Source organism: Paraburkholderia sp. SIMBA_027 (assembly GCF_046535315.1).
Lineage (GTDB): Bacteria > Pseudomonadota > Gammaproteobacteria > Burkholderiales > Burkholderiaceae > Paraburkholderia > Paraburkholderia tropica.
The window spans coordinates 433,510-456,612 of sequence record NZ_JAWRWY010000001.1 but is presented as its reverse complement, the minus strand read 5'-3'; the positions used below and the strand labels follow the sequence as shown (position 1 = coordinate 456,612).

At 67.3% G+C, this 23,103-nt stretch carries 18 protein-coding genes; 15 read left to right on the top strand and 3 right to left on the bottom strand.

What is annotated here, in order from left to right; genetic code table 11:
• Positions 1 to 2: 2 nt before the first annotated feature.
• Positions 3 to 1,481 (bottom strand): TolC family protein, encoded by a 1,479-nt coding sequence (locus SB764_RS01940; protein WP_410862474.1) that lies wholly within the window; start codon positions 1,479 to 1,481, stop codon positions 3 to 5.
• Positions 1,482 to 1,799: 318 nt separating this feature from the next.
• Here SB764_RS01940 and eat point away from each other — a divergent pair, with 318 nt between their 5' ends.
• From eat to SB764_RS01920, 4 genes are all read left to right on the top strand, one after another.
• Complete coding sequence (gene eat / locus SB764_RS01935) at positions 1,800 to 3,221, top strand: ethanolamine permease (protein ID WP_065063991.1); 1,422 nt, start codon at positions 1,800 to 1,802, stop codon at positions 3,219 to 3,221.
• A gap of 19 nt (positions 3,222 to 3,240) precedes the next feature.
• On the top strand, positions 3,241 to 4,650 hold the full coding sequence (locus tag SB764_RS01930; RefSeq protein ID WP_110327069.1) for an ethanolamine ammonia-lyase subunit EutB: 1,410 nt from the start codon (positions 3,241 to 3,243) through the stop codon (positions 4,648 to 4,650).
• On the top strand, positions 4,647 to 5,459 hold the full coding sequence (gene eutC / locus SB764_RS01925) for an ethanolamine ammonia-lyase subunit EutC (RefSeq protein ID WP_183716732.1): 813 nt from the start codon (positions 4,647 to 4,649) through the stop codon (positions 5,457 to 5,459). The genes SB764_RS01930 and eutC overlap by 4 nt, the downstream gene beginning before the upstream one ends.
• A gap of 296 nt (positions 5,460 to 5,755) precedes the next feature.
• Positions 5,756 to 6,898, top strand: a complete 1,143-nt coding sequence (locus SB764_RS01920; RefSeq protein WP_080180260.1) for a helix-turn-helix domain-containing protein — start codon at positions 5,756 to 5,758, stop codon at positions 6,896 to 6,898.
• Between the two features lie 55 nt (positions 6,899 to 6,953).
• Here the strand turns inward: SB764_RS01920 and SB764_RS01915 are convergent, their stop codons facing one another.
• Positions 6,954 to 7,868, bottom strand: a complete 915-nt coding sequence (locus SB764_RS01915; protein ID WP_110327067.1) for a LysR substrate-binding domain-containing protein — start codon at positions 7,866 to 7,868, stop codon at positions 6,954 to 6,956.
• A gap of 104 nt (positions 7,869 to 7,972) precedes the next feature.
• Between SB764_RS01915 and SB764_RS01910 the strand changes: the two genes are divergently transcribed.
• Positions 7,973 to 9,211: an MFS transporter gene (locus SB764_RS01910; protein WP_410862471.1), complete on the top strand. Its 1,239-nt coding sequence runs from the start codon at positions 7,973 to 7,975 to the stop codon at positions 9,209 to 9,211.
• 9 nt (positions 9,212 to 9,220) lie between these two features.
• Here the strand turns inward: SB764_RS01910 and SB764_RS01905 are convergent, their stop codons facing one another.
• A complete protein-coding gene (locus SB764_RS01905; RefSeq protein WP_074983169.1) occupies positions 9,221 to 9,877 on the bottom strand; it encodes a TetR/AcrR family transcriptional regulator in 657 nt (218 codons plus the stop codon).
• Positions 9,878 to 9,959: 82 nt separating this feature from the next.
• Here SB764_RS01905 and SB764_RS01900 point away from each other — a divergent pair, with 82 nt between their 5' ends.
• The 10 genes from SB764_RS01900 (at position 9,960) to SB764_RS01855 (ending at position 22,977) form a co-directional block, all read left to right on the top strand.
• Positions 9,960 to 11,087 (top strand): MBL fold metallo-hydrolase, encoded by a 1,128-nt coding sequence (locus SB764_RS01900; RefSeq protein ID WP_410862469.1) that lies wholly within the window; start codon positions 9,960 to 9,962, stop codon positions 11,085 to 11,087.
• 530 nt (positions 11,088 to 11,617) lie between these two features.
• Positions 11,618 to 13,402, top strand: coding sequence for a methyl-accepting chemotaxis protein (locus SB764_RS01895; protein ID WP_410862467.1), 1,785 nt, complete (start codon positions 11,618 to 11,620; stop codon positions 13,400 to 13,402).
• Between the two features lie 319 nt (positions 13,403 to 13,721).
• A complete protein-coding gene (locus SB764_RS01890) occupies positions 13,722 to 15,947 on the top strand; it encodes a TonB-dependent siderophore receptor (RefSeq protein WP_410862465.1) in 2,226 nt (741 codons plus the stop codon).
• A gap of 188 nt (positions 15,948 to 16,135) precedes the next feature.
• Positions 16,136 to 17,092, top strand: coding sequence for a DMT family transporter (locus SB764_RS01885; RefSeq protein WP_074983164.1), 957 nt, complete (start codon positions 16,136 to 16,138; stop codon positions 17,090 to 17,092).
• 176 nt (positions 17,093 to 17,268) lie between these two features.
• Entirely contained in the window at positions 17,269 to 18,228 is a 960-nt protein-coding gene (locus SB764_RS01880; protein ID WP_065064009.1) for a 4-hydroxyproline epimerase, read from the top strand.
• A 5-nt stretch (positions 18,229 to 18,233) separates the two neighbouring features.
• The gene (locus SB764_RS01875; RefSeq protein ID WP_065064223.1) at positions 18,234 to 19,391 is read left to right on the top strand and encodes an NAD(P)/FAD-dependent oxidoreductase; all 1,158 of its coding nucleotides are present in this window, start codon (positions 18,234 to 18,236) and stop codon (positions 19,389 to 19,391) included.
• On the top strand, positions 19,384 to 19,650 hold the full coding sequence (locus SB764_RS01870; protein WP_074983163.1) for a 2Fe-2S iron-sulfur cluster-binding protein: 267 nt from the start codon (positions 19,384 to 19,386) through the stop codon (positions 19,648 to 19,650). Before SB764_RS01875 ends, SB764_RS01870 begins: the two co-directional genes overlap by 8 nt.
• The gene (locus SB764_RS01865) at positions 19,647 to 20,924 is read left to right on the top strand and encodes an FAD-dependent oxidoreductase (RefSeq protein ID WP_410862462.1); all 1,278 of its coding nucleotides are present in this window, start codon (positions 19,647 to 19,649) and stop codon (positions 20,922 to 20,924) included. The genes SB764_RS01870 and SB764_RS01865 overlap by 4 nt, the downstream gene beginning before the upstream one ends.
• A gap of 128 nt (positions 20,925 to 21,052) precedes the next feature.
• Complete coding sequence (locus SB764_RS01860) at positions 21,053 to 21,844, top strand: AraC family transcriptional regulator (RefSeq protein ID WP_065064225.1); 792 nt, start codon at positions 21,053 to 21,055, stop codon at positions 21,842 to 21,844.
• A 212-nt stretch (positions 21,845 to 22,056) separates the two neighbouring features.
• Complete coding sequence (locus tag SB764_RS01855) at positions 22,057 to 22,977, top strand: dihydrodipicolinate synthase family protein (protein WP_065064014.1); 921 nt, start codon at positions 22,057 to 22,059, stop codon at positions 22,975 to 22,977.
• Positions 22,978 to 23,103: the final 126 nt, after the last annotated feature.

Sequence of the window (23,103 nt, the reverse complement as noted above, 5' to 3'; positions counted from 1 at the left end):
GTTCAACGGGCAACGGTGAGAGTGGTGGGGGCGCTGCCGGTTTGCTGCGCGGATGCGGGTGCGGGGGCGCGCGTCGGCGCGGATGAGCCGTATGGATCGGGAATCGCACTGCCGAGCAGTGCCTGAAGACCGATCCGCTGTTCGGCGAGCGCCTCGCGCGCGGTGGCGGCGTCGAGACGCCGCGTGAGCGCCGCGCTCTGCGCATCGACGTACTGGCCGAGCGCGATGTCGTGCCGCGCGTAGGCGTCCTGCGCGTGGGCGGCGGCGCGTTCGAGTTCGGGCAGCGCGGCTTCGTCCTGCGCGAGCTGCTGCGCGGCGATCGCATCGTCGGCACGCAGATGCGCGATATCGGCGGCAGCGGTGTTCAGACGCGTCTGGTATTCGTCGGCGAGCCGCTGGCGCGTGGCCTGTTCGATGGCAATATTGCCGCGATTGCGATTGAACACGGGCAGCGTGAGATTGATCGCGAAGCCGCTCGTGTAGATCTCCGACGTATCGCGCTGACGCGTGAAGCCCACGGAAAGGCTCGGAAACTGATTGAGGATCGCCGCGCGATATTTCTGCTCCTGCGCTTCGTAACCGGCCTGCAGCGCGATGAGATCGGGGCGACGCTGCGGCAGCGCGGCGACGGCGGCGTCGAGCGTGGCATCGGCGAGCGGGGCGGCGTCGCGGTCTTGCGCCGCGTCGGCGAGCGGCAGCGTGACATCGGGCGCGAGGCCGAGCAGCGCGTTCAGATCGTGATGCGTCTGCTCGCGCGCGCGCAGCAGATCGGCGTATTGCTTGCGCGCGTCCTCGCTGGCGGTGAGCGCGGCGCTCGCGCTATCGGCCGTCACGTTGTGCTCGCTCGCGGCGTGCGCGATGCGTTCGTAACGCGTTTGCGTGAGGTCGGCCTGCTTCTCGAGCAGCGGCAGCGCGTCGTTCTGGAAGCGCGCTTTCACGTAAAGCTGCTTCGCCTGCGCGATCACCTGCCACTCCTGCCAGAGCAGGCCGAGGTCGGTCTTGCGCACGGTGGCGTCGGCGGATTGTTTGTTGGCGCCGCGCGTGACGATCGCCATGACGTCCATGCTCAGACCGTAACTGAACGCGCGCGACAGACCGAGCGCGCCCGGATAGTCGCTCGACACCGCGATTTGCGGATCGGGCAGCAGACCCGCGGAAAAAGCCTGCGCCTGCGCGATGCCGAGATCGTCGCGCGCGAGCTTCAGATCGGGATTGTTCGCGACGGCGAGCATCGCGACTTCTTCGATGTCGAAGCCATCGGACGGATCGAAACGCTGCGCGGCCAGTTCGGGCAGCGGCATTTTCGCCGGGTCGATCTGGAGGCGGCCGAGGGTGTCCTGCGTCGTCATCGACGCGGCGGCGGGCAGCGGCTGCGCGCGATAGAGCGTGCAACCGCTCAGCGCGCCCGCGCATAACGCGGCGACGGCGAGCAGGCAATGCATGCGCAGCGAGCTGGCGCGGAACGGCGGGCGAGACGGCATGGGGTTCTCGATGAAACTGCGCAGTCGCATCGGTGAGACGAACGGGCTGCGCGGGTGGATTGCGTGTGTCGGGATGCGGCGCGCCTTGTGGCGGTGGCGCGGCAGGTTGGTGGGGATTCTGGCGGGGAAACCCTTAGCGCCGCCTTAAGGGGCGGAGCACCCCCATGGAAAGTAGGCTTTTTGTAATAATTACAGATTGCCGAATTTCGATAACACGTCGATTTATGACTCTCTAGCATGGCTCGAATCAGGTCGCACGGGTGGCCTGCTTCGCCGGTCGCGGGCGCGCCCGCCCGGCCTTCACGAGGAGAGAACACCATGCAGGCAGAGTCGAAAAGCAGTGCGGGCGCGCCCGCGCTCAAGCAGACGCTCGGCACCTGGCAGCTTTGGGGGATCGCGGTTGGACTGGTGATCTCCGGCGAATATTTCGGCTGGAGCTATGGCTGGGCGAGCGCCGGGACGCTCGGCTTCGTCGTCACCGCGCTGTTCGTCGCGGCGATGTACACCACCTTCATTTTCAGCTTCACCGAACTCACCACCTCGATTCCGCACGCGGGCGGCCCGTTCGCCTACGCGCGCCGCGCCTTCGGTCCGGCCGGCGGTTTTCTCGCGGGCGCGGCCACGCTGGTCGAGTTCGTGTTCGCGCCGCCGGCCATCGCGCTCGCTATCGGCGCGTATCTGCACGTGCAGTTTCCGGGGCTCGAACCGAAGCACGCGGCCATGGGCGCGTATCTCGTCTTCATGGCGCTCAATATCGTCGGCGTGCAGATCGCGGCGACCTTCGAACTCGTCGTCACGCTGCTCGCGATCTTCGAACTGCTCGTGTTCATGGGCGTGGTGTCGCCGGGCTTTTCGTGGGATCACTTCCTGAAGGGCGGCTGGTCGGGCGCCGATCATTTCTCGATGGGGTCCTTCCACGGCATGTTCGCGGCGATTCCGTTCGCGATCTGGTTCTTCCTCGCCATCGAAGGCGTGGCGATGGCCGCCGAAGAAGCGAAAAACCCCAAGCGTTCGATTCCGATCGCCTACGTGGCGGGCATTCTCACGCTCGTCGCGCTGGCGGTCGGCGTGATGGTGTTCGCGGGCGGCGCGGGCGACTGGACCAAGCTCGCCAACATCAACGACCCGCTGCCGCAAGCGATGAAATACATCGTCGGCGAACATAGCGGCTGGATGCACATGCTCGTGTGGCTCGGCCTGTTCGGCCTCGTCGCGTCGTTTCACGGCATCATCCTCGGCTATTCGCGGCAGATTTTCGCGCTCGCCCGCGAAGGCTATCTGCCCGCGTGGCTCGCCAAGGTGCATCCGCGCTTCAAGACGCCGTATCGCGCGATCATCGCGGGCGGCGTGATCGGCATCGCCGCGATTTACAGCGACGAGCTGATCCAGTTCGCCGGCCAGACGCTCACGGCCAATATCGTCACGATGTCGGTGTTCGGCGCGATCGTCATGTATATCGTCAGCATGGCCGCGCTGTTCAAGCTGCGCCGTCAGCAGCCGCGCATGGCGCGTCCGTTCCGTGCACCGCTGTATCCGTTCTTCCCGGCGTTCGCGCTGCTGGCGGCGCTCGTCTGTCTCGGCGCGATGGTCTGGTACAACCAGCTCGTGGCGCTCGTGTTCGTGGTGTTCCTCGCGCTGGGCTATGCTTATTTCCTGGCGACCGGCGCACAGCGCGCGGCGGCCTCGGAAGCGGGCCCGGCGCTGGAAGCCGAAACCTCGGGCGCGCTGCTCGAAGAGTGACAGCGGAGGAATCAGGCAGATGTCGTACACGGAGACGATCGGTCCGCGCACGTATCGGTTCGCGGACCTCAAGACCCTGCTCGCCAAGGCGAGTCCGCTGCGCAGCGGCGACCAGCTCGCGGGCGTGGCGGCGGCGAGCGAGGAGGAGCGCGTGGCCGCGAAGATGGCGCTCGCGAACGTGCCGCTCAAGACTTTCCTGAACGAGGCGCTGATTCCGTACGAAAGCGACGAAGTCACGCGCCTGATCGTCGACACGCACGACGCGCAGGCGTTCGCGCCCATCGCGCATCTGAGCGTCGGCGACTTCCGCAACTGGCTGCTGTCGCCGCAAGCCGACAGCGCCATGCTCGAACGCATCGGCCCCGGCCTCACGCCCGAGATGGTCGCGGCGGTGTCGAAGCTGATGCGCAATCAGGATCTGATCGCGGTGGCGAAGAAGCGTCCCGTGATCACGCGCTTTCGCAACACGGTGGGGCTGCCGGGGCGCATGTCGGTGCGTCTGCAGCCCAATCATCCGACCGACGACGTGAAGGGCATCGCCGCGTCGATGCTCGACGGCCTGATGTACGGCTGCGGCGACGCGATGATCGGCATCAATCCCGCCACCGACAGCCTCGCGGCCATCGTCAAGCTGCTCACGATGATCGACGGATTTCGCGAGCGTTATCGCGTGCCGACGCAATCGTGCGTGCTCACGCACGTCACCAACACGATCGCGGCAATCGAAAAAGGCGCGCCCGTCGATCTGGTGTTCCAGTCGATCGCGGGCACCGAAAAGGCCAACGCGAGTTTCGGCATTTCGCTCGCGCTGCTCGCCGAGGCGCGTGAGGCGGCGCTTTCGCTCAAGCGCGGCACGGTCGGCAACAACCTGATGTACTTCGAAACGGGGCAGGGCAGCGCGCTGTCGGCGAACGCGCATTTCGGCGTCGATCAACAGACCTGCGAGGTGCGCGCCTACGCGGTGGCGCGCCGCTTCGATCCGTTCCTCGTGAATACGGTGGTGGGTTTCATCGGCCCCGAATATCTCTACGACGGCAAGCAGATCATTCGCGCGGGTCTCGAAGATCATTTCTGCGGCAAGCTGCTCGGCGTGCCGATGGGCTGCGATATCTGCTACACGAATCACGCGGAAGCCGATCAGGACGACATGGACGCGCTGCTCACGCTGCTGGGCGCGGCGGGCATCAATTTCATCATGGGCATTCCGGGCGCCGACGACGTGATGCTCAACTATCAGAGCACCTCGTTTCATGACGCGCTGTACGTGCGCGATCTGCTCGGTCTGCGCCGCGCGCCCGAGTTCGAGGAATGGCTCGAAACGATGGAAATCGCCGATGCGAAAGGCGCGTTGCTGCCCGCGTCGGCGCGCGTGCCGCTGCTGGCGGGTGCGCACGAATGGATCGGCGCGGGCACGGAGCTGGGCGCATGAGCGACGCCGTCGAAAAGAATCCGTGGGGCGGGCTGAAGGCGTTCACGAACGCGCGCATCGCGCTCGGTCGCGCGGGCAATGCGCTGCCCACGGCGCCGCTGCTCGCGTTCAATCTCTCGCATGCGCAGGCGCGCGACGCGGTGCATCAGCCGCTCGACGCCGACGCGCTGCGCCGCGAACTCGAAAGCGCGGGTTTCGCGACGCTCGGTGCGTCGAGTGCCGCGCCCGATCGTCAGCATTATTTGCGGCGTCCCGATCTCGGTCGGCGGCTGTCGGACGAAAGCCGCGCGGCGCTCGCGCAAGCGGGCGGCGACGGTGAAAAACCCGACGTGGTGTTCGTGATCGGCGACGGACTTTCGGCGTTTGCGGCGGCGAAGCAGGCGCTGCCCTTGCTCAACGCCATGCGCACGCGACTCGATGCGGATGCCGACGCCGATACCTCACGCGGCTGGCGCATCGGTCCCGTGGTGGTGGCGAGCCAGGCGCGTGTCGCGCTCGGCGACGAGATCGGCGAATTGCTCGGCGCAAAGCTCGTGGCGATGCTGATCGGCGAGCGGCCGGGCCTCAGCTCGCCGGACAGCCTCGGCGTGTACCTCACGTGGGCGCCGAAAGTGGGCTGCCACGACGCGCTGCGCAACTGCATCTCCAACGTGCGGCCCGAAGGTCTGCCGCACGAGGCCGCCGCGCACAAACTCCACTATCTGATGACGCATGCGCGCCGCCTGCAACTCACGGGCGTCGGCCTCAAGGACGATAGCGACGCGTTGCTGCCCGATGTCGCTGATGGCGCACGGATCGGGTCGGTGTGACCCATCGAATCGCTGCGTTCGGCCTTGCAGGTTTGCATGATGCGCGCGTCCTGTTCGTCGACAAGGACTCGCCAGAATCGTGCGTGTCCTCATGGTTGCACCGGATTGGTGCGCGTGGTGCGCCGTGCGAAAAATGAACATCCACTGAACAGACGCGCGCGCACACTGTGCCGCCGAGGCGCACGCGCAGGCATCCCGCGCGGCCCGGCTGCATGAAATCGGGTCCCGACGATCTGGCGCGGGTTTTGCATCATCACCCGATCGTTTTGACAGAAAGTGCGCGCAAGGAGGCACCCATGAACCACGCGGCCACGCTCAGCAAGCGGCCGGATGCTTGCCGGCTCGCGTCCCAGGCGGTCCCTGCGGCAGAAATCATCGCGGATAACCTCGCGGACAACACCGCCGAAAACACGCGCTGTTCCGCGCAAGGCGCCGACGCGCCGGCGGGCCGCGCGGTCGTGAGCGTCGCGCACGACGCCGACGAGCAGGCGCGCAACCTCGTCGGCTGGCGGCAGACCTACGACCAGCTCGCGGCGGGCCGCTTCGTCGGTACGCTCACCGAAATCCCGCTCGACACCATGAAGGTCTTCTGCGAGACCACGAGCCACACGCTGCGCCAGGCGTGCGAAGTGCGCGGCGACGCATACTGGTTCGGCATTCCGGCCACGCGCGGACAGCAGGCGCGCGTCGATGCGCAGCCCTTCGGCGCGGAAGCCTTCGCCATGCGGCCGGGCAACGTCGAATTCGAATTGCTCACGCCCGCGCAGTTTTCGATCTACGGCGTGGTGGTGCGCGGCGAGGTGCTGCGCCATTACGCGCAGACCGTGGAAGGCGTCGCGCTCGACGCGCGTCTGCCGCACACGCCCATCGTGCAGGCGGGCGCGGCGCGCCTCGCGCATCTGTGCGCGGTGCTCGAACAGCGTCTCGACGATCACGATGATGACGCTCGCCACGACGCCGATGGCGACCGCGCGCGCAGCGCTTGCACGCCGCTGTCCGACGCCGAACGCAACGACGTGCAGGCCGAATTGCTCGCCGCGCTGTTCGACGCCTGCGCGCGGCACGGCAACGCGGATGACGCCGAAAGCGCCCGGCAAACGCCTGAGCAGGCATCGCGGCGTCGCTGGATCGTCGCGCAGGCGCGCGAGTACGTGCTTGCGCATCGTTCGCGTCCGGTTGGCGTGCCGGAGTTGTGCGAGCAGTTGCTCGTGAGCCGCCGCACGCTGCAATACTGTTTTCAGGACGTGCTGGGCATGGCGCCCGCGACCTATCTGCGCGCGCTGCGCCTGAACGGCGCGCGCCGCGATCTGTGCGGACGCGAGGCCGGATCGGTGCAGGACGTGGCCGCGGCGTGGGGCTTCTGGCATCTGAGCCAGTTCGCGACCGACTATCGGCGCATGTTCGGCATGCGGCCTTCGGAGGCGTTGCGCGCGTCGTGATCCGGATAAATAGTATGGATCGCGAAATGTATTTATCGACTCGACAGCCCGGCGATCAACCTGCCGTTGCCGCCGCGCGCGCGAAGGCCGCAAAACGCAGCGCGCAACGCGAAGGATCGTGCGTGCGCCACGCGATGATCTGGTCGAGCACGGGCGCGTTGATCAAGGGCACGTAGGCCACATCGGCCATTTTCAGCGACGCTGCGAACGCGGGCACGATGGCGACGCCCTGGCCCGCCGCCACCAGCGCAACGAGCGCGGCGACCTGGCTCGCGCGCGGACCGAGACGCGGCTCGACGCCCGCCTGCGCGCAAAGCCGGTGCAGCGCCGTGTTGAGCACCGACCCCTGACCCGGCGGCCACGCGATAAAACTTTCATGCGCGAGCGCCTCGAATGCGACGGCCGCGCACGCGGCGTACTCGCTGTTCGCGGCCACGGCGGCGACCATCGGCTGGCGCGCGACGGTCAATTGCGCGACGGCGCCATCGGCTTGATCGGCATTGTCGGCATGATCGGACGCGGCCCAGCCGAACGCGATGTCGAGCACGCCCGACTCGATCTGCCGGGGCTGTGCCGTGCCGGCCACCTCGCGAAACGTGAGCGCTACGTCGGGCGCCTCGCGGCTGAACCCGCGCACGATGGCGCTGAACGCGGGCGACATCGGAATCGAACTCGTATAGCCGATCGCCAGCCGTCCCGCCGTGCCATGCGCGAGGCGCTGCGCGGACACTTCCGCCTGCTCCGCGGCCTCGATCACCTGACGCGCGTGTTCGAGGAATTGCGCGCCCTCCGGCGTGAGCGTGACCGCGCGCGTGGAGCGCTCGAACAGACGGATGCCCAGCTCGTTTTCGAGCGACGCGATGTGCCGCGTGAGCGGCGGCTGGGCGATATGGAGGCGCTCGGCGGCGCGTCCGAAATGCAGTTCGTCGGCGACGGTCACGAAGTAGCGCAGGCGGCGCAGGTCGAGCATGCTGATTTTTCCGGTATCAATCGCGACGGATTCGGTATTGGCGCGCGCGGCGCGGGATTGCGAGACTGATTGCTCTCTGAATCAGGCGGGAGCGATCGTCGTCCATGAATGGCCAGCATGACAAGTCTTTGCGCGCGGCATTTTTTCTCTGCGGCTGCGCGGCGTTTCTCAATCTCTACGCGACCCAGGGCATTCTGCGCGAACTCGCCGCCACCTTCGGCGTGAGCGCGGAGCGCGCGGGGCAGGGCGTGAGCGCCACCACGCTGGCCGTCGCCATTATCGCGCCTTTCGTCGGCACATTAGCCGGGCCGTTCGCGCGCCGGACGGTGATCGCGCTCGCGGCGTCGTTGTCGGCGCTGCCTGCCTTGTGGGTCGCGCATGCGGGCAGTTTCGCGTCGTTTCTGGCCGCGCGCTTCGCGGTGGGGATGCTGATGCCGTTCGTGTTCGCGATCTCGGTGGCGTTCATCGGCGAGCTGTTCACGCGCGAGCAGTCGGCGGAAGTGAGCGCGTTGTTCGTCGCAGGCACCACGCTCGGCGGCTTTGCGGGGCGCTTCATCACCAATGCGTGCGCGGCGGTGCTCGGCTGGCGTTACGCGCTCGATATCGTGGCGCTGTTGAGTCTGGGCGCGGGCGTGGCGATTTATCTGTGCTTGCCGCGCGTGGCGGTCAGTGCGCGTGCGAGAACCGGTGTGAACAGTCAGGTCGAAGCACGCGATACACGCCACGCGCCCTCGCGCCTCGCCTTGCTCACGCGCCGCCCGCTGCTGGCCGCGTTTGGCTTCGGCGCCTGCGTGCTCGCCTCGCAGGTCGCGACGTTCACGTTCGTGGGCTTGCGGCTCGCGCAGCCGCCGTACGGCTTCGGCACGGTGCAGATCGGCGCGCTCTACGCCGTGTTCCTGCTCGCCGTGGTGGTCACGCCGCTCGCGGGCCGCTTCGCGCGCCATCGCTCGCCGCGCGAACTCGCGCTCTACGCGGCGCTGCTCGCGCTGCCCGCCGCGGGACTCACGTTCGCGCACGGTTTGCTGCCGATCCTCTGCGGTCTCGCGCTCGGCTCCACGGCGGTGTTCGTCGAGCAGGCCGCCGCGAATGCCTTTATTTCGCAGACGGCGGGCGCCGCGCGCTCGACGGCCATCGGCGTGTATCTGTCGTGCTACTACCTGGGCGGCAGTCTCGGCTCGATCCTGCCGGCATCCGCGTGGCGACAGTGGGGCTGGGCGGGCTGCGTGGCGTTCGTGATGGTGGCGCAGGCGATCGCGGGCTGGCTCGCGTGGCGCTTCTGGCGCGATCCCGCACGCGCCCGCGCGATGGAAAAGCGCATGCCCGCCGTGCTCGATGGGCGATAAAAGCGCGCGTTACTTTGTGTCCGATGAACGCGCCGGGCGGGCATAGCGCGCGAGAAACATATCGGCGGCGCTTTGCGCAACGTGATCCTGCTCGGCGGCGCTGAGCGTCGGCTGCCCCATCGTCACCTGCGGCCAGAATGCGAATCCCTTCACCAGCGCATGCAATTGATGCGCGGCAAACAGCGGATCGAAGGGCGCGCCGTCCGCGTTGCCCAGACGCGCATCGGCGGCCGCCGCGCGGATCCAGATCGTCACGTCCTCCTCGCGCTCGCCGATGCGCGCGACCATGTCCCGCGCGCGCTCCGGCGAGTGAATGCCCGCCGCGAGCGCCACGCGCACGAGCGCGAGAAACGACGCGTCGCTCATCAGCCGCAGCTTGCGGTGCAGCAGTTCGAGCAGTTGCGCGCGCAACGGCGCGTCGGCGCGATAGGCGGGCGCGGCGCCCGTGAGCGCGGCATCCCAGAGCCGGTGCAGGATGGCCGCGAACAGCGCTTCCTTGCTCGGAAAATGGTTGTAGACGGTGCGCTTCGACACGCTCGCGCGCGCGGCGATGCGGTCCATGCTGGTGGCGTCGTAACCGGCGGCGAGAAATTCCTCGATGGCCGCTTCCAGAACGGCGGCGCGTTTCCGGTCGGTCAGGCGTTGTGGGGTGTCGGCGGTGCTCATGAGGGAATTTTACACCGGGCAGTTTACTTTTCTCCCGAATAAACTACACTAGCCAGTCTACTTTTGTCTTCAGGACGCCGACATGGCTTCGATCCCCGATTTTCTCGGCCGCACGCTCGGCTTCGCCGCCGCGAAGCGTTCGCGCACGCTCGCGAACGGCTCCACGCAGCACGACGGCGCGCGCTTTCGCAATGTGCGTCCGCGTCCGCAGGAAAGCCTCGCGAAGAGTCTGCGCATCATCTGGAACGTGCTGTTTCGCAAGCCGGGCGGTACGCTGCCGTCGGCGGCGCTGCCCGTCGACGCCCTGAGTCGCGCCGATCTGCACGCCGCGCCCCACGGCAGCCTCTGGCGTCTCGGCCACTCCACGATGCTGATGAAGCTGCGCGACGAATTCTGGCTGACCGATCCGGTGTTCGGCGAGCGCGCCTCGCCCTTCAAGCGGCTCGGGCCGAAGCGCTTTCACGCGCCGCCCATAGACCTGGCCGACCTGCCGCCGCTGCGCGGCGTGATCCTCTCGCACGATCACTACGACCATCTGGACCGCGAAACCGTGCTCGCGCTGGCCGCGAGCACGGGCGTGTTCCTCACGCCGCTCGGCGTGGGCGACCGGCTGATCGAGTGGGGCATCGACGCGGCGAAAGTGCGTCAGTTCGACTGGTGGCAAAGCGCGAGCATCGCGGGCGTGACCTTCACGTCCACGCCCGCGCAGCACTTTTCGGGGCGCAGCCTGTTCGACGGCAACAGCACGCTGTGGTGCTCGTGGTCGATCGCGACCGACGATCTGCGCGTGTTCTTCAGCGGCGACACGGGGTATTTCGACGGTTTCCGCGAGATCGGCGAGCGCATGGGGCCGTTTGACGTCACGCTGATCGAAACGGGCGCGTACGACCCGCAATGGCCGTATGTCCACATGCAGCCCGAGGAAACCGTGCAGGCGCATCTGGACGTGCGCGGGCGCTGGCTCGTGCCGATTCATAACGGCACGTTCGACCTCGCGATGCATCGCTGGCAGGAACCGTTCGAACGCGTGATGGGGCTCGCGGCCGCGCGCAGCGTGATGCTGGCGACGCCGCGCATGGGCGAGCGTCTGCATCTCGCCGATCCGCAGCGCGGCGAGCGCTGGTGGCGCGAGGTGGCCGAGGAAGCCGCCGCGACGAAGCCGCGCTCGCGCGTCTGGCCGTGCCGCGCGGCCGGCGACGCCAACTCGTAAAAGGCGGGCTGGCCGCGCGCGCAAAGCGCGGCGGGCGGGAGCAGGGGGGACGCCCCGGCGCGCTCGCGCCGCCTGGGCGGCGGCCGTGAGGCTGCGCGTTCGCCGGTCGTGCCGCTGCGGCTCGCCGGGCAAGGCCCTCGGTGGTTTATCGTGACGCGCAACGCTCTGGACGGCGCGGCGGCCCGCATGCCGCGCCGGCTCCCCTGTCTGGCCGGCGCGGGCGTGTCGGTCCGCCTTTCGCAATGCCTGGGCGCGAACGCCGAAGCGTCCCCCGTTCTTGCTCCCTGCGCCGCATGGCGCAAGGCCTGAGGAGCTTACCGGATGCGCATGCGCGGACTTGACCGTGCGTCTCAGTGCATGTCGGTGCGTCTCGATGCGCCTCAAGATGTGTCTCAAGCCCGCCGATTTCCGTGGCTCGAATCCGCGCCGGGGCTGAAAGCCGATCGTCGGTCTTTTTGTTATTTTTGCAACGAAGGCTTAATTATTGCCGCAGAGAGTCGACATACAGTCGGTCACCCCATCGGCTTCTTATGTCATTTCTCTCTCATCTGAAAATCGGCCCGCGTCTGTCGGCGGGCTTCGCGGTCGTACTGCTTCTTCTCGGTGCCGTCGGCGGCATCGGACTCCTCCAGGCTTCGCGCATCTATGACGGCACGCTCGCACTCGGCGACGACTGGCTGCCGAGCGTGCAGACGCTGGGCCGGCTGCGCTCCGTCGCCGACGACGTGCGCCGCACCTCGCTGCGCTCGCTGCTCGCGGTCGACGCCGCCGACAAAGACGCGCTGCGCACGCAGCACGCGCAGTTCATCACGGATTTCGCGGCGACGCTCGACGCCTATTCGAAGCTGGTTTCGTCGGCCGAGGAACGCCGTTGCTACGACGAGATCAACGCTGCGTGGACGGCCTATCTCGACCACGACAAGCAGTTGCAGACGCTGGCCGACGCCGGCGATTCCGGCGCCGCCGATGCGCGTGCGCTGGCGTCCGGCGCGTCCGCGAAGTCCTTCGCCACGGCGCAGTCGCTGATCAACGACGACATCAAGCTCAATCAGCAAGGCGCCGAGGCCGAGGTCGCGCGCGCCAAGTCGGCGTATGCGGGCGCGTTCGCCTGGACGATCGGGCTGATCGCGCTGGCAATCGCGCTCGGCATTGTCATCGCGCTCGTCATCACGCGCTCGATCACGGCGCCGCTCGCGCGCGCGGTCAGCGTGGCGGAAACGGTGGCGCGCGGCGATCTCACGGCGCGTATCGACGTCACGGGCAACGACGAGGCGAGCCAGTTGCTGTCGGCGCTGCGTCATATGAACGAGCGTCTCGTCGATCTGGTGGCCCGCGTGCGCACGGGCAGCGAAGGCATTGCGACGGCGGCCGCGCAGATCGCGGCGGGCAACACCGATCTGAGCCAGCGTACCGAGGAACAGGCGGCATCGCTCGAAGAAACGGCCGCGAGCATGGAAGAGCTCACGGCGACCGTGAAGCAGAACGCCGACAACGCCACCCAGGGCAACACGCTCGCGGGCCAGGCGTCGAGCACGGCGACGCGCGGCGGCGAAGTGGTGGGCCGCGTGGTCGATACGATGCGCGGGATTTCGCAAAGCTCGGAACAGGTCGCGCAGATCATTTCGGTGATCGAGGGCATCGCGTTCCAGACCAACATCCTCGCGCTGAACGCAGCGGTCGAGGCCGCGCGCGCGGGCGAGCAGGGCCGCGGTTTCGCGGTGGTCGCAGGCGAGGTGCGCACGCTCGCGCAGCGCAGCGCGACGGCGGCCAAGGAGATCAAGGATCTGATCGCGACCTCGGTCGAGCGCGTGAACAACGGCACGGCGCTCGTCGACGATGCGGGCCGGACGATGAGCGAAATCGTGCAGTCGGTGCGCCGCGTGGCCGACCTGATGGGCGAGATTACCGCCGCGTCGGGCGAGCAGCGCACGGGCATCGAACAGGTCAGCCAGGCCGTTTCGCAGATGGACGAGGTGACGCAGCAGAACGCGGCGCTCGTCGAAGAGGCGTCGGCGGCGGCGCAGTCGCTGTCGACGCAGGCCGGCGCGTTGCGCGAGCTGGTGTCGGTGTTCAAGGTGTCGGGGGCGGCGGCTTCGGCGGTTTCGATGACGTCGACGACAGCCGTGCGTGCGCCCGCCGCCGTGGCTGCGCCGGCGGTCAAGCCGGTATCCGCGAGTCCTGCTGCCGCGAAGCGCCGCGCGACGCCCGCGCCGCGCGCAGCGGCTAGCGAGCCCGCGCTGCGTCAACCGGCGCCGCGCGCCGAGCCGGTGGCCGCCGCCGCCGCCACCTCGGACGACGATTGGGAAACGTTCTGATCGGCGCGTCCTTCGCGTGAGGCAGTGAAAAACGCCCGGGCTATGCCGGGCGTTTTCGTTTCCATCGCGTGATCGACGACATCGCGCACGCCAGTCGCGCCGCCTGCGCGCCCGATTAGCCCCCAAAACCCCGCTTACGCGCGCGTCTACATGCAAATTGCATTACAGCCAATCGTAAGTGTTGGTTTTTTGTAAAGAACTATCAAAAGCCAGGACCCTTTGCTAATATGCGCGCCTTATGTAATGCGAATCAGTCTCATTGACGTTTAGATTCTTTAGCGTTAAACCGGGGCGGGAGACGCCTCGAACACTGGCCGATATGAACAATCACGAAACCGCACGCCGTAGGGGCCAAAAGCTGCCCCGTCCTTTGCAGATCGCAGTCTGGCTGACGTTTGCCGCCGCCGCGCCATCCGCGTTTGCCCAGACCGCCACGACCGCGAACGACAGCGCCGCCGCGCCGGCCGGTGCGAGCGCTGCGGCCAGCGCCGCCGCGACCGCCACAGGCGCGGAGAAGGCGTTGCCCGCCGTCAACGTCAACGCGGCCGCCGTGGTCGACTCGCCGTTGCATCTGGCCACGCCGGTTTCGAGCGGCGCGCTCGGCACGCGTTCGCAGCTCGACACGCCGTTCTCGACCACGGTCGTGACGGGCGAGGATCTCGCCGACCGCCAGGCCAACAAGCTCGGCGATGTCTTCGCGGGCGACGCCTCGGTCACCGACAACAGCAGCGCCTATAGCGCGTGGGCGACCTACATCACGGTGCGCGGCCTGCCGATCGACTGGCAGAACGGTTTCAAGATCGACGGCAATCCGTTCATTTCGTATGGCATCACCATGCCGTACGAAAACCTCGAGCGCGTCGAACTGCTCAAGGGCGCGGGCGGTTTCATGTACGGTTTCGCGCAGCCGGGCGGCGTGGTCAATTACGTGACGAAGAAGCCGGGCAAGGACCCAGTCACGAGTTTCGACATCGGCTATCGCATGGACGGCGTGCTCAGCCAGCACGCCGACCTGAGCCGCCGCTTCGGCCCGGACGGCATGTTCGGCGCGCGCATCAACTACACGCACGAACAGGGCAAGACCTATAACGCGGGCGATATCAACCGCAATTCGGTGGCGCTCGCGCTCGACGGTCAGCTCACGCGCGACCTCGACATCTATTTCAACGCGATCTACCAGACGAGCCGTTCGAGCGGTCAGACGCCGGCGATCTATATTCCGTCGAGCTACGTGGGCACGAGTCTGCCCGCGACCATCAGCGGCGGCTCGAATCTGCTGAACAGCGCCGGCCAGCATCTGAACACCAACCTGCAGCTCTACACGGCGGGCGTGAAGTATCAGATCACGCCGGACTGGACGTTCAACACGTCGGCGAGCTACAGCAAGTCGGCGCGCGACCGCAACGAAAGCACGCTCACGCTGCTCAACCAGTCGGGCGACTACTCCGACTATCGCTGGAACGGCGACGAAGGCCACCAGGACATCTACTGGCAAGGCGCGTTCGAAGGCAAGGTGAAGACCGGTCCGTTCACGCATCAGATCGTGGCCGGTGCGTCGATCCAGCATCAGACCAACGACTACAGCACGGCGGCGGGCACTGCGGGCGGCACGCTCGGCGCGGGCAATCTCTACGTGCAGAACCCGTATGCGTTCTACTCGGGCAGCGGCCTCGACAAGTACCGGGCGAGCGAGATCAACCAGAAGGCGCTGTTCCTGAGCGACACGATGCAGATCACGAGCCGCTGGTCGCTGCTCGCGGGCCTGCGTTATACGAACTACGATCAGGAGAGCTTCTCGGAAGCGGGCGGCACGACCTCGTCGTACGGCAAGAACGGCGTCGTCACGCCGACCTTCGCGCTGATGTACAAGCTCGAACCGGAAACCACGCTGTACGCGAGCTATGTCGAATCGCTCGAAGCGGGACAGGTTGTTTCGGATATCTACGCAAATGGCGGATCGGTGCTCAATCCGCTGCGCTCGCGTCAGTATGAAGTGGGCATCAAGAGCGAGCACGCGCGCTGGAGCGCGAACGCGGCGCTGTTCCGCATCGAGCGCGGCGCGTCGTATGCGAACGACCAGAACGTGCTGATGCAGGACGGCAACTCGATCTACGAAGGTCTCGAAGCAGGCGCGAGCGTGCGTCTGGGTCGTAGCTGGCAAGTCGCGGGCGACATCATGCTGCTCGATACGTGGTACGCGAAGGGCCAGACCTATAACGGCAAGCGCGTCGCGGGCGCACCGCAATTCACTGCGGCCACGCGCGTGACGTACGACGTGCCGTACGTGCCGGGCCTGCAACTCGGCGTCGATGCGAAGTACACGGGCAACACCGAAGTGCGTCCGGCCGGCGATCTGGAAACGGGTGGCTACCTGCTCGTGAACGTCGGCGCGAACTACGTGACGCGCATCGGCGGCCACGACGTGACGCTGCGCGCGGCGCTCGACAACATCACGAATCGCCGCTACTGGATGTTCCAGTACGACAGCTACATCGCGCCGGGCGATCCGCGCACGATCAGCCTGAACGCGAAGATCGACTTCTGATCGTCGCGACCTCATAAACGGCACGCTCTCGTTGCCGTGACCCCGCAGGCCACCCCTGACGCAGCATCCGGATGTTCCGGCTGCGTCGCGGGTGGCCTGCTGCTTTGCGCACGGACTGGCTCTATGTGCCGATGATCGCGCGCGTTAAGATACGCGCGTCGAAAAAATAAAGCATGGGCGAGACAGGAATGAGAAAGCATGTCGATGGGGCGGCCGTCGCCATCATGGTGACGCTGTGCTTCATCTGGGGTACGCAACAGGTCGCGATCAAGGCCGTGGCCGGCGACATCGCCCCGATGCTGCAAGTGGGCCTGCGTTCGGGCGGCGCGGCGGCGCTCGTGTGGCTGTTCAACCGTTTCGTGCTGCGCGAGCGCTGGCTGCCGGGCGTGGCGCTGCGCTCGGGGCTCGTCGTCGGCGTGCTGTTCGCGTTCGAATTCCTCTGCGTCGCCGAAGGGCTGCGCCTGACCAACGCCTCGCACATCGCCGTGCTGCTCTACACCGCGCCGATGTTCGCGGCCATCGGCCTGCATATCAAACTCCCCGACGAACGGCTCGCGCCCCTGCAATGGGCGGGCATCGCGCTCGCGTTCATCGGCATCGCCGTCGCGTTTCTCGGTCCGGCGCTGCTGGGCGGCGGCCTGTCCGCGCCCGGTCTGCCCACGAATCCCAACTGGCTGTTCGGCGATCTGCTGGGCCTGCTCGGCGGCGCGGCGTGGGGCCTGACCACGGTGGGCGTGCGCACGACGCGGCTCAGCGAAGCGCCCGCCACGCAGACGCTCTTTTGCCAGCTCGCCTGCGCATTCGTGCTGCTGATTCCGTTCGCGCTGTTCACGGGGCAGACCGCGTTTCATGGCACGCCGCTCGCGCTCGCGAGCCTCGGTTTCCAGACCGTGGTGGTGACGTTCGCGAGCTATCTGACCTGGTTCTGGCTGTTGCGCCGCTACTTCGCCGCGCGGCTCGGTGTGCTCTCGTTCATGACGCCGCTGTTCGGCGTCGTGCTCGGCGTGGTGGTGCTGCACGAGCACGTCGACGCCGCTTTCATCGCGGGTTCGGTGCTCGTGCTGACCGGCCTGCTGGTCGTGAACAGCCAGGCGTGGCTGCGCCAGCTGTTCGGGCGCGGATCGCGAGCGCGCGCGGGCGTCTAGGGCGTCTAAAGCGAAAGCGAAGGCAAACAGCCGACCACGCGCCAGGGTTGTGCCTGGCTTGACCGGGCGAGCCACGCGCGACGCCCGCGCATCGATCGCGCGCTATGCCGAAATCGTCATTGCCGGCGGGCCGTTGCGACAAGACGGCCACGCGGGCGGCACCTACGATTGACGGCATGAAAACCCTCTCCGTCATCGATTCCCATACCGGCGGCGAGCCCACGCGGCTCGTGACCGAAGGCGGCCCCGAGCTGGGCCGCGGACCGCTCGCCGAGCGCCTCGAGATTTTCCGCCGCGACTTCGACCGCGTGCGCGCAGGCATCGTCTGCGAGCCGCGCGGCTCCGACGTGATGGTCGGCGCGCTGCTCTGCGAGCCGCACGATCCGGCCTGTTCGGCGGGCGTCATTTTCTTCAACAACGTGGGCTTTCTCGGCATGTGCGGACACGGCACGATCGGCCTGATCGTGTCGCTCGCGCACATGGGCCGCATCGCGCCGGGCGTGCATCGCATCGAAACGCCGGTGGGCAATGTCGAAGCCGAACTGCACGCCGACGGCAGCGTGACCGTGCGCAACGTGCCCGCGTATCGCTACCGCACCCACGTGCCGGTCGACGTGCCTGGCCTCGGCCGTATTCATGGCGATATCGCGTGGGGCGGCAACTGGTTCTTCCTCGTCGCCGATCACGGCCAGTCGCTCGACTTCGCCAACGTCGAAACGCTCACGAATGTGTCCTGGGCGATTCGCCAGGCGCTCGAAGCGAATGGCATCACGGGCGAGGGCGGCGCGCTGATCGACCATATCGAACTGTTCGCCGATTCGACGACGCCGGGCCTCGACAGCCGCAACTTCGTGCTGTGCCCCGGCAAGGCGTACGACCGCTCGCCGTGCGGCACCGGCACGAGCGCGAAGATCGCCTGCCTCGCCGCCGATGCGGCGCTTGCGCCGGGCGCCGTGTGGAAGCAGGAGAGCATCGTCGGCAGCGTGTTCGAGGCGAGCTACGAAAGCCACGAAAGCGGCAGCGATCTCGCGCCCGGTTACGTGCGCCCGAGCATTCGCGGCACGGCGCACGTGAGCGCGCAGGCGCAGCTCATTTTCGCCGACGACGATCCGTTCGCATGGGGCATTCGCGCGTGATGAACATGGCAGCATCGCGTCCCGATGTCGTGGTGGTGGGCGCGGGCATTGTCGGCGCCGCGTGCGCGCACGAACTCGCGCGCGACGGCGCGAACGTGCTCGTGATCGACCGCGCGGGCATCGGCGGCGGCGTGACGGCGGCGGGCATGGGCCATCTCGTCGTGATGGACGATACGCCCGCCGAGTTCGCGCTTTCCGCGTGGTCGCGGCAGTTGTGGCTTGATCTTGCGCCGCGTCTCGATGCGCGTCAGGCGTTCGTGCGCTGCGGCACGCTCTGGGTCGCCACCGACGACGAGGAATACGAACTGGCGCAGTCGCGTCAGGCGGCGCTCGTGCAGCAGGGCATCGCCTGTCACATGCTCGACGCGAAACAGGTGCGCGAAGCCGAACCGTCGCTGCGTGAAGGCTTGCGCGGCGGCATGATGGTCCCCGACGACGCCGTGGTTTACGCGCCGTCCGCCGCCGCGTGGCTGCTCGCGCAACCGGTGAAAGGGCGCATCGCGTGCCGCCTCGATACGCGCGTGGCGCAGCTGAACCGGCAAGGCGTCGTGCTCGCCGATGGCGAAGTCATCGCGACCGGCGCGGTGCTGCTCGCCAATGGCCTGCAAGCCGCCGAACTGCTGCCCGGCTTGCCGATGCAGGCGAAGAAGGGTCATCTGCTGATCACCGACCGTTATCCGGGCGCGATACGCCACCAGATTCTCGAACTCGGCTATATCAAGAGCGCGCACAACGCGACCGGCACCTCGGTGGCGTTCAACGTGCAGCCGCGCCCGACCGGTCAATTGCTGATCGGCTCGTCGCGGCAATTCGACAGCGAAGATCCCGCCATCGAGCCGGAGATTCTCGCGCGCATGCTGCGCCGCGCCGCCGAATATCTGCCGCAGTTGCCGTCGTTGAATGCGATACGCGCGTGGACCGGTTTCCGTCCGGCGACGCGCGACGGCTTGCCGCTGATCGGCCCGGCCGGTCCCTTCGCGCGCGACGACGGTCATCCGCAGACGTGGCTCGCGACCGGGCACGAGGGACTGGGCGTGACCACGGCGCTTGCGACCGGCAAGCTGATCGCCGCGCAGATGCTCGCTGCGCGCGACGCATTGCCGATCGACGCTACACCGTATTGGCCCGCGCGGTGCGCGACGCAAGGAGCCGCTCATGTCTGATTTCGTCGTGCTCGACGTGGATGGCCGCAGCGTGCGCGTGGCGGCGGGCAGTTCGGTGGTCGCGGCGATCGCGCTCGCGACGCGCGATGGCGTTGTCGCGACGCGCCGTTCCGTGACCGGCGCGCTGCGCGGGCCGTTGTGCGGCATGGGCGTGTGCCAGGAGTGCCGCGTGACGATCGATGGCGTCGCGCATCGGCTCGCGTGCCAGACCGTGTGCGCCGAGGGCATGAATGTGGTGACGGCAAGAGGCGCGCAATGAAGTTCGATATCCTGATTATTGGTGCGGGGCCGGCCGGTTTGCAGGCGGCCCGCGTGGCCGCCGAGGCGGGCAAGCGCGTGGGCATCGTCGACGATAACACGCGGCCCGGCGGACAGATCTGGCGTCAAGGTCCGGCGCATTCGCCGACGGGCGAGGCGCGCGCGGTCATCGACGCGGTGGAGGCGTTCGTGCGGCGCGGCAGCGTGGTCCGCTTGAGCGGCACGCGCGTCGTGCAGGCGCCCGGCGTGCGGCAATTGCTGGTGGAAGACGCGCAACGCGGCTACACGATCGATTACGACAAGCTGATCGTCGCGACCGGCGCGCGCGAGCGCTTCCTGCCGTATCCGGGCTGGACGCTGCCGGGCGTGACGGGCGCGGGCGGTTTGCAGGCGCTCGTGAAGGGCGGTTTGCCGGTTCGCGGCGAGCGCATCGTGATCGCGGGATCGGGGCCGCTGCTGTGGGCCGCCGCCGTCACGGCGCGCGAGCAGGGCGCGCGCGTGCTGGCGATCGTCGAGCAGGCGCCGCCGTCGGCGGTGCGGCGCTTCGCGGCCGGGCTCGTCCACACGCCTGCGAAATTGATGCAGGCGGCACGCATGCGATTCGATCTGCGCGCGACGCCGTATTTCTGCGGTGCGCACGTGGTCGAAGCGATCGGCGAAGACAAACTCACGCGTGTGCGCATCCAGCACGGCGACAAGACGATTGCGCTCGATTGCGACCGCCTCGCCTGTGCGTATGGCCTCGTGCCGAATACGCTGGTGGGCGCGGCGCTCGGTTGCCGGACCACGGAGGCGCAGGGCATGGCCGCGCTCGCCGTCGACGACTGGCAAGCGACCTCGCTGCCCGACGTCTATGCGGCGGGCGAATGCACGGGCGTGGGCGGCATGGAGCTGGCGGCGCTCGAAGGACGCATCGCCGCGCACGCCGCCGTCGGCGAGCAGGACAAGGCGCGCGCCTTGTTTGGCGAACGCGCGCGCTATCGCGCCTTCGCCGCGCGGCTGCACGATGCGTTCGCGCTTGCGCCGCATCTGCGCGCGCTCGCGGCGCCCGACACCGTGCTGTGCCGCTGCGAGGACGTGACGTACGGCGAGGCCGCGCAGCACCATTCATGGCGCGATGCGAAACTGCATACGCGCTGCGGCATGGGGCCGTGTCAGGGCAAGATCTGCGGCGAGGCGGCGGCGTTCTGCCTGGGCTGGCCGCGCAACGGCCAGCGTCCGCCGTTCTCGCCCGTGCGTATCGGGACCTTGCTGGAAGTGTCGTCGCAGGCGTAACGCGCCGTTTCATGCGATATCGAATCACGGGCGGCGCGCGCGAGTGCGCCGCCCGATTTTCGTTTCAGATGCGCAAGCGTGCAACGGAAGGGCATAATCGTGCGGATCACGACTCGCCGCTCATCGCAATGCCCGAACTCGTTCTGCCCGCCGCCCTCGAAAACACGACGCTGCCGCAGATGGTGGCGCATTTCGCGTTGCTCGAACCGCTATTCGACGCCATGCCCGACGTGGTCTTCTTCGTGAAGGATCACGATGCGCGCTATGTGATCGCGAACGTTACGCTCGCCGCGCGCTGCGGTTTCAAGGACAAACGCTCGCTGCTCGGCAAGACCGCGGCGCAGGTGTTTCCCACGCGCTTCGGCAGCAGCTATACGGCGCAGGACGAAGCCGTGGTGCGCCTGAACAGCCGCTTCATCGATCAACTCGAATTGCATCTTTATCCGGGGCGTCAGCCGGGCTGGTGCCTCACGTCGAAGGTGCCGCTGCACGACGCGCACGGACGCGTGCTGGGCGTGGCCGGCATTTCGCGCGATCTGCAGGCGGCCGAAGGCACGCATCCGGCGTATCAGCGTCTGGCGATTGCCGCGAAATACATTCAGGACAATTACGCACAGCCGCTCAAGCTTTCGCATCTGGCCACGCTCATCAATATGTCGGTGGCGCAAATCGAGCGCTATTTCCACAAGATTTTCCATCTCACGCCGCGCCAGATGCTGCTGAAAACGCGGCTCGATGCGGCGTCCGAATTGCTCGCGAGCGAGCTGAGCATTACCGATATCGCCACGCGCTGCGGTTATAACGATCACAGCGCATTCACGCGTCAATTCAAGGCAACCGTGGGCCTCACGCCGAGCCAATATCGCGCGCTGCTGCATCCACAGGTTGCGCAAACCGGCGACGCCGCCGAAAAAGTTTAATGACCTAAGCGCGAAAAATACGGGTTGTCCCGGATAGCGAAAATGCACCCGAATGAGGCGTCGATGCACGTGTTCGGGACTGCGCCGCGATTGTGCTGATTTCGTCTCTTTGCGTCGCGAAAGGTCTCAAGCCTCGATCATTCTGGATAGCGATACTTCTTCGCATCGCCACACGGGTTGGCGCGATTTTTCAAACGAAGGAGATTGTCACTGTGAGCCGTAACGCTATCCAATGGAGCGGTGTGTTTCCCGCCGTCAGCACGCAATTCAAGGCGGACTTCTCCGTCGATATCGAAGCGACGCACCGCGTGGTGAGCAACCTCGTGAAGGACGGCGTGTCGGGCCTCGTGGTGTGCGGCACGGTCGGCGAAAACACGTCGCTCAACACGTCCGAGAAAATGGCCGTGATCGAAGCTGCGCGCGATGCCGCCGGCGGCAAGGTGCCCGTGATCGCGGGCGTGGCGGAATTCACCACCGAGTTCGCGCGCCAGACCGTGCGCGAAGCGCAGCGCGTGGGCGTGGACGGCGTGATGGTGATGCCCGCGCTGGTCTACTCGGCCAAGCCGCATGAAACGGCCTCGCACTTCCGCGCCGTGGCGTCGAGCACGGACCTGCCGGTGATGGTCTACAACAATCCGCCGATCTACAAGAACGACGTCACGCCCGACGTGCTGATCGCGCTGCAGGACTGCGAGAATATCGTCTGCTTCAAGGACTCGTCGGGCGATACGCGCCGCTTCATCGATCTGCGCAACGCCGTGGGCGACCGCTTCGTGCTGTTCGCGGGCCTCGACGACGTGGTGGTCGAAAGCGTGGCCGTGGGCGCGGAAGGCTGGGTCTCGGGCATGTCGAATGTGTTCCCGAAAGAAGGCGAGACGCTGTTCCGCCTCGCGAAGCAAAAGCGTTTCGACGAAGCGCTCGCGCTGTATCGCTGGTTCATGCCGCTGCTGCACCTCGATGCGCGTCCGGACCTCGTGCAATGCATCAAGCTGTGCGAAGAACTCGTCGATCGTGGCAGCGCGCTCACGCGTCCGCCGCGCCTCGCGCTCGAAGGCGACGCGCTCGCGCACGTGCGGTCCGTCATGAAACAGGCGCTCGCCACGCGTCCGCAACTGCCGGACGTCGGTCTGTAAGTCCCCTTGCGCGCCGCGTGGGCGCGCTTTCTCTTGCCGCGCGCCTCTCGCGTTTCCATTCCTCTTTTGCGAGTCCGGCGGCGCGCGGCACCGACCGCGCCGCGTGCCCACACAACAACGGCACGC